The following is a 15,040-nucleotide window of genomic DNA, read 5'->3' on the forward strand; positions in this document are numbered from 1 at the left end:
ATGTCCACGATCAACTACAGCGACAAGATCCCCAACAACGTCAACCTCGCCGACGACCGCACGCTGCAACGCGCGCTCGAGCAATGGCAGCCGAACTTCCTGTCATGGTGGAGCGACATGGGACCGGACGGCTCGCACAACTTCGACGTCTATCTGCGTACCGCGATCAGCGTCGATCCGGGCGGATGGGCGCACTTCGACTACGTGAAGATGCCCGACTATCGTTGGGGCATCTTTCTGTCGCCTGGCGACCAGGACCGCAAGATCCATTTCGGCGAGCACAAGGGCGAAGCCGCGTGGCAGGACGTCCCCGGCGAGCATCGCGCGAACCTGCGCCGTATAATCGTCACCCAAGGCGATACGGAGCCCGCGTCCGTCGAGCAGCAGCGTCATCTCGGCCTGACGGCGCCGTCGCTGTACGACCTGCGCAACCTGTTCCAGGTGAACGTCGAAGAAGGGCGTCACCTGTGGGCGATGGTGTATCTGCTGCATCGCTACTTCGGCCGCGATGGCCGCGAGGAAGCGGAAGCGCTGCTCGGCCGCCGCTCGGGCGACGACGATAATCCGCGCATCCTCGGCGCGTTCAACGAGAAAACGCCCGACTGGCTCGCGTTCTACATGTTCACGTATTTCACGGACCGCGACGGCAAGTTTCAGTTGAGCGCGCTCGCCGAATCGGGCTTCGATCCGCTCGCGCGTACGACGAAGTTCATGTTGACGGAAGAAGCGCATCACATGTTCGTCGGCGAATCGGGCGTGTCGCGCGTCGTGCAGCGCACCGCTCAGGTGATGAACGAATTGAAGACCGACGACGTCAGCAAGCTTCGCGCAACGGGCGTGATCGATCTGCCGACCATCCAGCGCTATCTGAACTTCCACTACTCGGTGACGATCGATCTGTTCGGCGCAGACCAGTCGTCGAATGCGGCGACGTTCTATAACTCGGGCCTCAAGGGCCGCTATGAAGAAACGAAGCGCGACGACGATCATCAGCTTGGCGGCCTCAACTACAAGCTGCTCGACGTCGAAGACGGCAAGCTCATCGAGCGCGAAGTGCCGATGCTCAACGCGATGAACGAAGTGCTGCGCGACGACTACATCAAGGATTCGATGGCGGGCGTCGGGCGCTGGAACAAGGTGCTGGAAAAGGCCGGCATCGACTTTCGTCTGAGCGTGCCGCACAAGGCGTTCAACCGGCAGATCGGCACGTTCGCGGGCACGCATGTTTCGCCCGATGGTCGCGTGATCGGCGACGCCGAATGGGCCGCGAACGAAGCAAAATGGCTGCCGACTGCGGAAGACCGCGCGTTCGTCGCATCGCTGATGGGGCGCGTCGTCGAGCCCGGCAAGTTCGCGAACTGGATCGCGCCGCCTGCGATGGGCATCAACCGCCAGCCCGTCGACTTCGAATACGTGCGCTTCAACTGAACGCAACGCGGTGCCATGGCAAGAGGGCAGGAGACAGCAATCATGAACGCGCCTGTATCGATCGAAATCCTGAAGCAGCATCTGATCGATCCGGAGATCTGCATTCGCTGCAACACGTGCGAAGAGACCTGCCCGATCGATGCGATCACGCACGACGGCACGAACTACGTCGTGAAGCCGGACGTGTGCAACGCCTGCATGGCGTGCGTGCCGCCGTGTCCGACGGGCGCGATCGACAACTGGCGCTCGGTGCTCAAGGCCGACGCGTATAGCATCGACGAGCAGTTTGCTTGGGACGTATTGCCCGAACAGGGAACGATGGCGCCGACGCCATCCGCCGAAACGCAAAACGCCGCGTCCGCGAGCAGCGACCATACCGATGAAGCGGAAGGCATCGAGGTCGATACGGTGCGCGGCGCGGTAGTGCCGCCATGGTCCGCAGCGCGTCCGTATGTGAATCTCTACACGCACAAGAATCCGACGACGGCGACCGTCGTCGGCAACTACCGGCTGACGGATGAAGTGACGCAAAGCGACATCCATCACATCGTAATCGATTTCGGTCCGATGCCCTTCCCGGTCCTCGAAGGGCAGTCGATCGGCATTCTGCCGCCCGGCGGCACCGCTGATGGACGCACGCATCATGCGCGGCAATATTCGATCGCAAGTCCGCGCGACGGCGAACGCCCCGGCTACAACAACGTGTCGCTGACCGTGAAGCGCGTGACGCAGGACTACCAGGGCAACGCGACGAACGGCGTGTGCTCGAACTATCTGTGCGATCTGAAGAAGGGCGATGTGGTCAACGTGATCGGCCCGTTCGGCAGCACGTTCCTGATGCCGAATCATCCGAACTCGCATCTGTTGATGATCTGCACGGGCACGGGCTCGGCGCCGATGCGCGCGATGACGGAGTATCGACGCCGGCGCAGGCTGAAGGGCGCAACCGGCAGGCTGATGCTGTTCTTCGGCGCGCGCACGAAAGAAGAGCTGCCTTACTTCGGCCCGTTGACGAACCTGCCGAAAGATTTCATCGATACGAACCTCGCGTTTTCACGCACGCCCGGCGAGCCGAAGCGCTACGTGCAGGACGCGATGCGCGAGCGTGCCGCCGACGTCGCGCAGATGCTCAAGGACGACAACACGTACATCTATGTGTGCGGATTGAAGGGCATGGAAGACGGCGTGCTGCAGTCGCTGCAGGATATCGCCGGGCAGCATGGTCTCGAATGGGACGCGTTGTGGCAGAAGCTCAAGCGCGAAGGGCGCCTGCATCTGGAAACGTATTAAGCGCGTGAATGAAGTGACCAAAGCGCTCAGGTCTTCGTAGAAGGAGACCTGGCGCCGCACGCGCGAATCACAAGCTGCACGACCTGTTCCGTCGCCGCATCGAAGGCCCTTTGCGACAATGCCCGTTTGCCGCCCAGCGCGCGTATCTGCGCATCGAAATCCGCATAGTGCTGCGTCGTCGCCCAGATCATGTACATCAAGGTCTGCGCATCGACGTTCGCGAGCAGTCCGCGCGCGATCCAGTCGTCGATGACCTTCACGCGCGTGTCGAGCCACGGCTTCACGCGTTGATCGAGGATGTCCTGCATATGCTCGGCACCGTGGATGATCTCGTTCGCCCACACCTTCGAGCCGAGCGGCCGCCGCCGCGACAACTCCATCTTCGCGCGCACATAGCCGCCGATCGCTTCGACAGGGTCGTCGTTGCCTTCGAACGTATTCGCCGCGCGATGCCAGTCTTCGAACAGGTCTTCGAGCACGCGCCGGTAGAGCGCGAGCTTGGTCGGGAAGTAATAATGGACGTTGGCTTTCGGTAAGCCTGCGCGCTCCGCGATCATCGCCGTACTCGCGCCTTCGAAGCCTCTTTCCGCAAACACCGCCTCGGCGCACGCGAGAAGATGCGCTTCGTTGCTCTCGCGAATGTGAGCCTTGCGCCGCCGCAAAGGTCGCACCGCTTCGTCGTGATCCGTCTCGCTCACCGCTGCGTTTTCCACTGGCTTGTCGTCTTTCATCGTTGGCCTCGCGCGGTCCCGGTGCCGCGTCGCGCTTCATTCTAGCCGCTTGCGCTCGTGTCAACATGGACATTCTCGTCGGTCCGCAGTCGCTACGAAAGTGCGTTGCTGCGTTGCGGTGGGCATGCTTCTCGCTCTGTTCCTGCCCGCACGAAAGAGATTGATTTGCTGATTTTGATCGACTACAACCTGTCCAATCGGACAGGATTCGCAAGGCGCCCGATGCCACCAATCGACCGGGACACGAACGCATTCGCGCGATGCACACGATGCGTGCATCGATGCCTCAAAGCGAATCTGACCGCGTAGCCGATGCACCAGTTTCACGTCGTCGCGAGGCATTGCAAAGCCCTCGCGCTTGAACTGCAACGCGTGTTGATCCAGAGGAGCAAGACGAATGAATGCGGTATCCGAAGCGTTGAAACAAGGACTCGATACGTCGATCGCCGTCAACGGAAAGCGGCTGTGGGACAGCCTGATGACGATGGCGAAAATCGGCGCGACACCGAAGGGCGGCGTCTGCCGCCTCGCGCTCACCGACCTCGACAAGCAGGGACGCGACCTGATCGTCAGCTGGGCGAAGGAGGCGGGCTGCACGGTGAGCGTCGATCAGATGGGCAACGTGTTCATGCGGCGCACGGGCACGAATCCGAATGCGTTGCCTGTGATGACGGGCTCGCATGCCGACTCGCAACCGACGGGCGGCCGCTTCGACGGCATCTATGGCGTGCTCGGCGGGCTCGAAGTGATCCGCAGCCTCAACGATCGCAACATCCAGACCGAGCATCCCATCGAACTGGTGATCTGGACCAACGAGGAAGGCTCGCGGTTCGCGCCTGCGATGGTGGCGTCGGGCGTGTTCGCGGGCGTGTTCACGCTCGACTATGGCCTGTCGCGCAAGGACGTCGACGGCAAGACGATCGGCGAAGAACTGAAGCGCATCGGCTATGCGGGCGACGTGCCGTGCGGCGGGCGTCCGCTGCACGCGGCGTTCGAACTGCACATCGAGCAGGGACCGATACTCGAAGCCGAGCAGAAGACGATCGGCGTCGTCACCGATGCGCAAGGGCAGCGCTGGTACGAAATCACGCTGACGGGGCAGGAAGCGCACGCGGGCCCGACGCCGATGCCGCGCCGCAAAGATGCATTGCTGGGCGCCGCGCGTGTCGTCGATCTCGTCAACCGTATCGGCCTCGATCACGCGCCGCTCGCGTGTGCGACGGTCGGCATGATGCAGGTGTATCCGAACTCGCGCAACGTGATTCCCGGCCGTGTGTTCTTCACCGTCGATTTCCGTCATCCCGACGATGCCGTGCTCGCGAAGATGGACGCCGCGCTGCGTGAAGGCGTCGCGAAGATCGCGGGCGCAATCGGCCTCCAAACGCAGCTCGAACAGATCTTCTACTACGAACCCGTCAGGTTCGACGCGGCATGCGTGAAGTCCGTGCGCGCCGCTGCCGAACGCTTCGGCTATTCGCATCGCGACATCGTGTCGGGCGCGGGCCATGACGCGTGCTATCTCGCGCAAGTCGCGCCGACGTCGATGGTATTCGTGCCGTGTGTCGACGGGATCAGTCACAACGAAATCGAAGACGCGACGCCCGAATGGATCGAGGCGGGCGCGAACGTGTTGCTGCACGCGATGCTGGAGCGCGCCTGCGAGCCTGCATCGTAAAGCCATAAGGCCTTAACGCTTCACCGCCTTACCCATAAAACACATGCCGTCCCGGCTTCGTTGAAGCGAAGCCGGCAGGCACGGCTACGTCCTCACTTTGACGAAGGAACGCGTATGGCCATCAAGCAAACCGGCGACATCGCGGCGCAGCGTGTGCCGTCCGAACAGCTTTCGTGCGAGTTCGCCGACATCGCGCCGCTGCTCGATCCCACGGCGGCCGCCGCGGCCGCGAGCCGCTGTCACTACTGCTATGACGCGCCATGCGTGCAGGCGTGTCCGACGCAAATCGACATACCCGGGTTCATCCGCAAGATCGGCAACGGCAATCTGAAGGGCGCGGCCACCGATATTCTTTCGGCCAATCCGCTAGGCGGCATGTGCGCGCGTGTCTGCCCGACCGAAATCCTTTGCGAAGGCGCGTGCGTGCGCAATCACCAGGATGCGAAGCCCGTGGCGATTGGCGCGTTGCAACGTCATGCGACGGATTGGGCGATCGCGCGCGATGCCGTGCAATTCAGGCGCGCGGCGGATAGCGGGCGTCATGTGGCCGTGGTCGGCGCGGGGCCGGCCGGACTTGCTTGCGCACATCGTCTTGCCGTGGCGGGCCATCGCGTGACGATCTACGACGCGCGCGACAAAGGCGGCGGACTCAACGAATACGGCATCGCCGCATACAAGACCGTCGATGACTTCGCTCAGCGCGAAGTGCAATGGCTGCTGTCGGTCGGCGGCATCGAACTGAAGACGGGTGTTGCGCTGGGCCGCGACGTGACGCTCGACGCGTTGCGTCAACAGCACGACGCCGTGTTCGTTGCAGCGGGCCTCGCGGGCGTGCGGGCGCTCGAACTCGAAGGCGAAGCATTGGACGGCGTGATGAACGCCGTCGATTTCATCGAGCAGGTACGTCAGGCGAAAGACCTGTCGACGGTGCCCGTCGGACGTCGCGTAGTCGTGATCGGCGGCGGTAATACAGCCGTCGATGCCGCCGTGCAAAGCCGCAAGCTCGGTGCGTCGAGCGTGACGATGGTGTATCGGCGCGGCGTCGAATCGATGAGCGCGACATGGGCCGAGCGCGAGTTCGCGCAGACGCAGCGCGTGACGCTCGTCACGCATGCAAGGCCCGTGCGTTTGATTGGCAGCGATGGAATGGTGACAGGCGTCGAGTTCGAACGCGTCGCAAACGATGACAGGGTGGAACGCTTCAAAGTCGAAGCCGACATGGTGCTCAAGGCGATCGGTCAGACGCTCGTGCCCGTCGGTCTCGATCGCGAACTGCTGACGCTGGATGGAAGCCGCATTGCCGTCGATGCGGACATGCGCACGTCGCTCGACAAAGTATGGGCGGGCGGCGATTGCGCGGCATCGGGCGGCGTCGATCTGACCGTGCAGGCCGTGCAGGACGGCAAGCTCGCGGCGGCGTCGATCGACGCGGCGTTCGCGCTCGCCGCCGTCAAGGCGGCCTGAAACGCGAACACGCGCAACGTCACAACACAACCGAATTCCACGGAGCCGACCATGGCCGACCTACGCTGCACGATTGCCGGCATCAATTCGCCGAATCCTTTCTGGCTCGCGTCCGCGCCGCCGACCGACAAGGCGTACAACGTGAATCGCGCTTTCGAAGCGGGCTGGGGCGGCGTCGTGTGGAAGACGCTCGGGCTCGATCCGCATGTGGTCAATGTCAGCTCGCGTTACGGCGCGGTGCAGTGGAACGGCCAGCGCATCGCGGGCCTGAACAATATCGAGCTGATCACGGACCGGCCGCTCGATGTCAACCTGCGCGAAATCATGCAGGTCAAGCGCGACTGGCCCGACCGCGCGCTGATCGTGTCGCTGATGGTGCCGTGCAACGAGCACGACTGGAAATGGATTCTCCCGCTCGTCGAAGACACGGGCGCGGATGCCGTCGAGCTGAACTTCGGCTGTCCGCATGGGATGAGCGAGCGCGGGATGGGTTCGGCCGTCGGCCAGGTGCCCGAGTATGTCGAGATGGTCACGCGCTGGGTCAAGGAGGGCACGAAGCTGCCGTGTCTCGTGAAGCTCACGCCGAACATCAGCGATATCCGCATGGGCTCGCGCGCCGCATACAAGGGTGGCGCGGATGGCGTGTCGCTGATCAACACGATCAATTCGATCGTCGCCGTCGATCTCGACCAGATGGCGCCGATGCCGACCGTCGACGGCAAGGGCACGCACGGCGGCTATTGCGGACCCGCCGTCAAGCCGATCGCGCTGAACATGGTCGCCGAAATCGCGCGCGACCCGCAAACGCCGGGTCTGCCCATCTCGGGCATCGGCGGCATTTCATCGTGGCGCGACGCGGCCGAGTTCATCGTGCTCGGCGCGGGCAGCGTGCAGGTGTGCACGGCGGCGATGCACTATGGCTTTCGCATCGTCTCCGATCTCGCGGACGGCCTGTCGAACTGGATGGACGAAAAGGGCTACGCAACGCTTGACGACATTCGCGGCCGCGCGGTGCCGAACGTCACCGACTGGAAGTACCTGAACCTGAAGTACGACATCAAGGCGCGCATCGACCAGGACAAGTGCATCCAGTGCGGTCTGTGTCACATCGCATGCGAGGACACGTCGCACCAGGCGATCACGCGTGAGAAGGACGGCAAGCGCCATTTCGAAGTGATCGATGCGGAGTGCGTCGGGTGCAATCTTTGCATGCATGTGTGCCCGGTCGAGCAATGCATCACGATGGAGCGCGTCGACAGCGGCGAGTACGCGAACTGGACCACGCATCCGAACAATCCGGCGCGTGTCGTTGCCGATTCATCCGAACCAGGCCACGCGCAAGCCGATGCGCAGCACGCGGCGAAAGCGGCCTGATTCATCGGCCACCTTCCGGCCCGACGCGTTTCGACGAATCACATCAGAGAACGCGCAGGCTTTCGAAATCAATGAGCAGTCAACGAGCGATCAAGTGGAGATCCCCCGATGAAGCAGACAGCGCAATCCGCCGACGCGCCGCACGGAAGCAGTCTCTATAACGACGACCTCGCGCCGACGGGCCCCGCGCAGCGCACGTGGAAGTGGTATCACTTCGCGGCGCTGTGGGTCGGCATGGTGATGAACATCGCGTCGTACATGCTCGCGGCCGGCTTGACGGAAGAGGGCATGTCGCCGTGGCAGGCGGTGCTGACGGTCCTGCTCGGCAACGTGATCGTGCTGGTGCCGATGCTGTTGATCGGACACGCGGGCGCAAAGCACGGCATTCCGTATGCGGTGCTCGTGCGCTCGTCGTTCGGCACGCAGGGCGCGAAGCTGCCGGCGATGCTGCGCGCGATCGTCGCGTGCGGCTGGTACGGCATCCAGACGTGGCTCGGCGGCAGCGCGATCTATACGCTGCTCAACATCCTGACGGGCAACGCGCTGCATGGCGCGGCGCTGCCGTTTCTCGACATCTCGGTCGCGCAGCTCGCGTGCTTTCTCGCATTCTGGGCCTTGCAGATCTACTTCATCGTGCACGGCACCGATTCGATCCGCTGGCTCGAAAGCTGGTCTGCGCCGATCAAGGTCGTGATGTGCGTTGCGCTCGTCTGGTGGGCGACGTCGAAGGCGGGCGGCGTCGGCTCGATGCTGTCGGCGCCTTCGCAGTTCGCGCCAGGCGGCAAGAAGGAAGGGCTCTTCTGGGTCACGTTCTGGCCGGGCCTCACGGCGATGGTCGGCTTCTGGGCGACGCTCGCGTTGAATATCCCGGACTTCACGCGCTTTGCGAAGACGCAGCGCGACCAGATCGTCGGGCAGTCGATCGGCCTGCCCGTACCGATGGCGTTGCTGTCGGTGATCTCGGTCGTCGTCACGTCGGCGACGGTCGTGATCTACGGCAAGGCGATCTGGGACCCGATCGACCTGACGAGCCGCATGACGGGCATCGGCGTCGGCATCGCGCTCATCATCCTCACGCTCGATACGATGTGCTGCAATCTCGCCGCGAATCTCGTCGGGCCCGCGTATGACTTTTCGAGCCTGTGGCCAAAGGGCATTTCGTATCGCACGGGCGGCCTGATCACCGCGACCATCGCGATCGTGATGATGCCGTGGAAGATTCTCGCGACCACGCAAGGCTACATCTTCACGTGGCTCGTCGGTTACTCGGCGTTGCTCGGACCCGTCGCGGGCATCCTGATGGTCGATTACTTCCTGATTCGCGGCACGCGGCTCGATCAGCGCGAACTGTTCGACGAAAACGGCGAATACAGCTACACGGGTGGCTGGAACATGGCCGCTGTCGTCGCGCTCGTGATCGGCGTGCTGCCGAATCTGCCGGGCTTTCTGCACACTGCGTTTCCCGCGTCGTTCCCAAACGTGCCCGGGTTCCTCAATACGCTCTACACGTATGCATGGTTCGTGGGACTCGCACTTGCATCGATCGTGTACGGCACATGGATGAAGCTGCGTCGCAGTCCTGGCGCGAGCATGGCGAATGCGTGAACACGCGATTTAACGGAGGAGGCAACCGATGACAACCCTGATTCGCGGCGGCACCGTGATCGACGCCGACCGCACGCATAGAGCTGACGTGTTGATCGCGGACCCGCAGGACGGCGGCACGATCCTGCAGATCGACCGCACGATCGATCCGCCCGAGGGCGCGAAGATCGTCGATGCGCACGATCAGTACGTGATGCCCGGCGGCATCGATCCGCACACGCACATGGAACTGCCGTTCATGGGCACGACGGCAAGCGACGATTTCTATTCGGGCACGGCGGCGGGCCTGTCGGGCGGCACGACGAGCATCATCGACTTCGTGATTCCAAGCCCGAAGCAGCCGCTCATGGATGCGTTCAAGGAATGGCGTGGCTGGGCCGAGAAGGCATCGGCGGATTATGGCTTTCACGTGGCCGTTACATGGTGGGACGAGTCGGTGCATCGCGACATGGGCACGCTCGTGCACGAGCACGGCGTGTCGAGCTTCAAGCACTTCATGGCCTACAAAAACGCGATCATGGCCGACGACGAAGTGCTCGTGAACAGCTTCTCGCGTTCGCTCGAACTCGGCGCGCTGCCGACCGTGCATGCGGAAAACGGCGAGCTTGTGTTCCAGTTGCAGAAGCAACTGCTCGCGAAGGGATTCAAGGGACCGGAGGCGCATCCGTTGTCGCGTCCGCCCGAAGTGGAAGGCGAGGCCGCGAACCGCGCGATCCGCATTGCGCAGGTGCTCGGCGTGCCCGTGTATATCGTGCACGTGTCCGCGAAAGAGGCCGTCGAAGCGATTTCGCGCGCGCGCAACGAAGGGCAGCGCGTGTTCGGCGAAGTGTTGCCCGGGCATCTCGTGATCGACGAATCCGTCTATCGCGACCGCGACTGGACGCGGGCCGCCGCGCATGTGATGAGCCCGCCGTTTCGCACGAGCGAGCATCGCGAGGCATTGTGGCGCGGGCTGCAATCGGGCCAGTTGCATACGACGGCCACCGACCATTGTGTGTTCTGCGCGTCGCAGAAGGCGATGGGCCGCGAGGACTTCACGAAGATTCCGAACGGCTGCGGCGGCGTCGAGGACCGGATGTCAGTGCTGTGGCACGAGGGCGTGAACCGCGGACGCATTACGCCGAACGAGTTCGTGCGCATCACGTCGACGAATGCCGCGCAGATCTTCAACCTGTATCCGCGCAAAGGCGCGGTGGAGGTCGGCGCGGATGCCGACCTCGTCATCTGGGACCCGGCCGCGACGAAGACGATCTCGGTGAAGACGCATCATCAGAAGGTCGACTTCAACGTGTTCGAAGGGATGACGGTGCAGGGCGTCGCGATGCACACGTTCACGCGCGGCGCGCATGCATGGGCCGACGGCGATCTGCGCGCGCAGCGCGGCGCGGGTCAGTACCTGAAGCGCCCGCCCAACGCGGCGTACTACGATGCGGTGCGGGTCGCCAACAAGCTGAAGGAGCCGCATCCCGTCGAACGCTGAACCGCGCCTGTGCACTCGGACTCGACCGGGCTCGATCTGGCTGCACGACACGAACGGCCGCTTCGCCTCGCAGGGCAGGAGCGGCCGTCGCTATTTTCGGGTATGCTTCCGGCCGCGCTGCGGGAGCGGCTTCCGACGCACCACGGCGCGCGTGCAAGGGACGAGTTAGGACGGCAAGAACGGGGGCGGCAAATCGACGCCGAAGCCATCGCGAAGCGATAGCAACGCAAACGCAACGCGACGACGAAGCGAAACGACGAACTGGACGCCAATGTCCCATGCGGCGCAAGGATTCGCGTGCGTCCGTATACTTGCGCATTGCCAACCCCTCTGTTTCGGTCTAGTTTATTCCGCCTCGGCATATATATAAGCCTTCAAATGCGTTGTGGAAATAAGGACCGTTTGCTACAGTCCGCCCACGCTGCCGGACGGGTGTTCCGGCAGACGCACGCACAACCCGATAAAACGAACCTCGGAGCACACATCATGAAGTCGATTCGATCCCTTCTGCTGATCGGCCTGCTGCAAGTCGCGACGGCGACGGCCGCGTTCGCCGCAGACGACCTCTCGAAGATCAAGTCCACCGGCGAGATCAAGTTCGGCACGGAAGGCACCTACGCGCCGTTCACGTTCCACGACGCGTCGAACCAGCTGACGGGCTTCGACGTCGAAATCGGCCGCGCGATCGCGCAGAAGCTGGGCGTGAAGCCGGTGTTCGTCGAAGGCAAGTGGGACGGCCTGATCGCCGGTCTCGACGCGAACCGCTACGACGCCGTGATCAACGAAGTCGCCGTCACCGATGCGCGCAAGCAGAAGTACGACTTCTCGACGCCGTACATCACGTCGCACGCGGCGCTGATCGTGCGCGCGGACAACAGCGCGATCAAGACTTTCGACGACCTGAAGGGCAAGAAGTCGGCCAATACGCTGACCAGCAACTTCGGCAAGATCGCCGCCGCGCACGGCGCTGAAGTGGTTCCGGTGCAGGGTTTCAACGAATCGATCGACCTGCTGACGTCGGGCCGCGTCGATGCGACGGTCAACGACTCGCTGTCGTTCCTCGACTTCAAGAAGCACAAGCCGGACGCGAAGGTGAAGATCGCCGCGATCGACACGTCGTCGGATAGCTCGGACAAGTCGGCGGTGTTGATCCGCAAGGGCAATCCGGAGCTGCAGGCCGCGATCAACAAGGCGCTCGCCGACATCAAGGCCGACGGTACGTACGAGAAGATCTCGAACAAGTACTTCGGCAAAGACGTTTCGCAATAAGCAAGAAGGGCGAGCCTGAATCATGCCTGCATGGTTGCACCTGATGGGGGAGTCGCTGTGGCCGCTGCTGTACGCGGGCCTCGTGTTCACCGTGCCGTTGACGCTCGTGTCGTTCGCGATCGGACTCGCGCTGGCGTTCATCGTGGCGCTGCTGCGGCTGTTCGGACCGACGTGGTCGGTGGCCGTCGTGCGCTTCTACGTGTGGCTGTTTCGCGGCTCGCCGCTGCTCGTTCAGCTGTTCGTGATCTTCTATGGCCTGCCGAACGTCGGCATCGTGCTCGATCCGTTGACGGCCGCGATCATCGGCTTCTCGCTGAACGTCGGCGCGTATAACTCGGAAGTGATTCGCGGCGTGATCGAGTCGATCCCGAAAGGGCAGTGGGAAGCCGCGTACTCGATGGGCATGACCCGCGCGCAGGCGCTGCGCCGCGCGATCCTGCCACAGGCGGCGCGCGTCGCGTTGCCGCCGCTGTCGAACTCGTTCATCGCGCTCGTCAAGGACACGTCGCTTGCTGCCGTGCTGACCGTGCCGGAGATTTTCCAGGCCGCGCAGCGCATCGCATCGGTGACGTACGAGCCGCTGATTCTCTATACGGAAGCCGCGCTGATCTATCTCGTGTTCAGCTCGGTGCTGTCCTCCGCGCAGGTGCGCCTCGAACGCCGCTTCGGCCGCCACGCGCTTTTCACGTCGGGTAGCTGAACGATGATTCGCCTCGAAAAAATCGAAAAGTATTTCGGCGATCATCGCGTGCTGAACAGCGTCGATCTCGCGCTCGATCAGGGCAACGTGACGGCGCTGATCGGCCCGTCGGGCAGCGGCAAGAGCACGCTGTTGCGCTGCGTGAACCTGCTGGAAATTCCCGAAGCCGGTTCGCTCGAACTCGGCGATCAGCGCATCCCGTTCAGCCGCACGGAAAAGCCGTCGAAGGAAGCGGTGCTCGCGATTCGCCGCCGCACCGGGATGGTGTTCCAGAACTTCCAGCTGTTCCCGCATCGCACGGTGATCGAGAACGTGATGGAAGGGCTCATCACGGTGCAGAAGTGGGACCGCGAAAGGGCGCGCGCACGGGCGCTCGAACTGCTGGAAAAGGTTGGCATCGCGCACAAGGCCGATGCGTGGCCTGTCACGCTGTCGGGCGGCCAGCAGCAGCGCGTGGCGATTGCGCGGGCGCTCGCGCCGTCGCCGGAAGTGCTGCTGTGCGACGAGCCGACTTCCGCGCTCGATCCGGGCCTCGCCGCCGAAGTGGTCGAAGTGCTGCGCCAGCTCGCGAAAGAAGGCATGACGATGCTGATGGCCACGCACGATCTGCGGCTCGCCGCGTCGATCGCGCGCAATGTCGTGTTCCTGAGCAACGGGTCGATCGTCGAGCAGGGCCATTCGCGCGACATCTTTACGCGGCCGAAGCAGCCGGAAACCGCGAGCTTCGTGTCGACGCTCACGCAGACGCTGCCGGACGGCTGGGAAGACTGATCGCCCTCCACCGATACACGCCGATTCATGAATGACAGCGAGGGCGCCTGCGGGCGCCCTTGTTGTTTCGCGCGAGGCCGCGCTTCGGGCAAGCTTCACGCCGGCATCCGGCAGCTACGCTACAATGGCCGTCGCCTTTAGCCACGGAACATCGATGAAGACACGCACTCTGTTGATCGCATGCTGCACGGTTGCCGCCGCTTTGTCCGCGGGATGCGCGTCTGTGTACAAAAACACGAGCGCATGCGAGCAGATGATGCGGCAATCGGTGAGCGAGCTTTCCGCCGACGATACGTTGAAGATCGTGCACACGGGCATGGGCATCCATGGCAGCCGCGTCGTCGTGGAAGGCACGCTCGAGCATCCGCAGACGGCGTCGGAAGCGGCGGCCGCCAGGCCGCGAAATACGAACATCAACGAAGCCGGGCTGCTCGCGCCCGTCGCGGCCGCGATCGAAAAGACCAAGCCGCGCAAGACCGTGGTGCCCGCAGCCGTCGAATGCACCTACGACGCAAACGGCGTGAGCGCGTTCCGCTGGCTCGCGCCCGCGCGCCTCGCGAAGACGGGCACGCCCGCCGAAGCCGGAGAGCAAACCGGCGAGTGACGCGAGCGGCGCGGCATCATGCTGCGACGCACCTGCCACATCCAGGCCGACATGCTAGGATTTCTGCGTAATGCGGGCACGTTATGCAGGGTTCAGGAGGGCAGCATGGACGGCTTCGTCAGACATCACATAGAGGGCGCATCCGTCGATATCGACGTGGTGCCCGTCACGCCGCGCGGCTACTGCGCGCGCTTCCGTATCTTTCGCGACGCCGCTGACAAACCCGAATGGCATCAGGTCCACGTGTCGGGCAGCGTGTTCGACACGGCTGAAGAGGCCGAGGAGGCGGCGCGTTCGATGGCGCTCGAACAGGTGCTCGCGGGCGGCGGCTCCTAGCCTTGCGCTTGCGGGCTTATCGCCTGCATTTCCTTTCTTTCCATTCAGTCATTTGCGTGGCGCGCTAGCGTTGCACGCGTCCCTTCGTTCGCCTTCGGTGCCTTCAATGCGCTCGATGCGCTCGATGCGTCATGCATGTTCATGCGCGCACTTTGAGCAACGTCGTCCGCGAAGATCGAAGAAATCCGACTTTGGGAGTTTTCTTGTATTGAGGAATTCCTCGTCTCCGTAGGATTTACCCGTCGTAACCGACATCGAAGAAGTGGCGGTACGTAGGAGGCATCTTGCGGAATGTCGGTTCCGTCGTTCGTCG

12 protein-coding genes and 1 pseudogene are annotated in these 15,040 nt (G+C 63.3%); 12 read left to right on the top strand and 1 reads right to left on the bottom strand.

The features are described 5' to 3' along the window. Together boxB and boxA are read left to right on the top strand one after the other, a co-directional pair. The gene (boxB, locus tag GCT13_RS34180; RefSeq protein ID WP_152765932.1) at positions 1-1,428 is read left to right on the top strand and encodes a benzoyl-CoA 2,3-epoxidase subunit BoxB; all 1,428 of its coding nucleotides are present in this window, start codon (positions 1-3) and stop codon (positions 1,426-1,428) included. A gap of 42 nt (positions 1,429-1,470) precedes the next feature. Then, positions 1,471-2,718 carry a benzoyl-CoA 2,3-epoxidase subunit BoxA gene (gene boxA / locus GCT13_RS34185; protein ID WP_152765934.1) on the top strand — a complete coding sequence of 416 codons (1,248 nt, stop codon included), beginning with the start codon at positions 1,471-1,473 and terminating at the stop codon, positions 2,716-2,718. 26 nt (positions 2,719-2,744) lie between these two features. On the opposite strand, the pseudogene GCT13_RS34190 reads toward boxA, so the two are convergent. Next, positions 2,745-3,489 (bottom strand): annotated as a pseudogene (locus GCT13_RS34190) (TetR/AcrR family transcriptional regulator). A 357-nt stretch (positions 3,490-3,846) separates the two neighbouring features. On the opposite strand from GCT13_RS34190, the gene GCT13_RS34195 reads away from it, so the two are divergent. From GCT13_RS34195 to GCT13_RS34240, 10 genes are all read left to right on the top strand, one after another. Then, positions 3,847-5,124 (top strand): Zn-dependent hydrolase, encoded by a 1,278-nt coding sequence (locus GCT13_RS34195; RefSeq protein WP_152765937.1) that lies wholly within the window; start codon positions 3,847-3,849, stop codon positions 5,122-5,124. 114 nt (positions 5,125-5,238) lie between these two features. Then, on the top strand, positions 5,239-6,588 hold the full coding sequence (locus tag GCT13_RS34200) for an NAD(P)-dependent oxidoreductase (RefSeq protein WP_152765939.1): 1,350 nt from the start codon (positions 5,239-5,241) through the stop codon (positions 6,586-6,588). Positions 6,589-6,639: 51 nt separating this feature from the next. Then, complete coding sequence (gene preA, locus GCT13_RS34205) at positions 6,640-7,962, top strand: NAD-dependent dihydropyrimidine dehydrogenase subunit PreA (RefSeq protein WP_152765942.1); 1,323 nt, start codon at positions 6,640-6,642, stop codon at positions 7,960-7,962. 108 nt (positions 7,963-8,070) lie between these two features. Continuing rightward, entirely contained in the window at positions 8,071-9,567 is a 1,497-nt protein-coding gene (locus tag GCT13_RS34210) for an NCS1 family nucleobase:cation symporter-1 (RefSeq protein WP_152765944.1), read from the top strand. Positions 9,568-9,595: 28 nt separating this feature from the next. Next, entirely contained in the window at positions 9,596-11,047 is a 1,452-nt protein-coding gene (gene hydA / locus GCT13_RS34215) for a dihydropyrimidinase (protein ID WP_152765946.1), read from the top strand. 486 nt (positions 11,048-11,533) lie between these two features. Beyond that, entirely contained in the window at positions 11,534-12,316 is a 783-nt protein-coding gene (locus tag GCT13_RS34220) for an amino acid ABC transporter substrate-binding protein (protein ID WP_152765947.1), read from the top strand. 22 nt (positions 12,317-12,338) lie between these two features. Beyond that, a complete protein-coding gene (locus tag GCT13_RS34225; protein WP_152765949.1) occupies positions 12,339-13,016 on the top strand; it encodes an amino acid ABC transporter permease in 678 nt (225 codons plus the stop codon). Positions 13,017-13,019: 3 nt separating this feature from the next. Beyond that, the gene (locus GCT13_RS34230; RefSeq protein WP_152765951.1) at positions 13,020-13,787 is read left to right on the top strand and encodes an amino acid ABC transporter ATP-binding protein; all 768 of its coding nucleotides are present in this window, start codon (positions 13,020-13,022) and stop codon (positions 13,785-13,787) included. 154 nt (positions 13,788-13,941) lie between these two features. Next, the gene (locus GCT13_RS34235; RefSeq protein ID WP_152765954.1) at positions 13,942-14,391 is read left to right on the top strand and encodes a hypothetical protein; all 450 of its coding nucleotides are present in this window, start codon (positions 13,942-13,944) and stop codon (positions 14,389-14,391) included. Positions 14,392-14,496: 105 nt separating this feature from the next. Beyond that, complete coding sequence (locus GCT13_RS34240; RefSeq protein WP_090872071.1) at positions 14,497-14,727, top strand: hypothetical protein; 231 nt, start codon at positions 14,497-14,499, stop codon at positions 14,725-14,727. Positions 14,728-15,040: the final 313 nt, after the last annotated feature.

The organism is Paraburkholderia franconis (assembly GCF_009362735.1).
GTDB classification, from domain to species: Bacteria; Pseudomonadota; Gammaproteobacteria; order Burkholderiales; family Burkholderiaceae; genus Paraburkholderia; species Paraburkholderia franconis.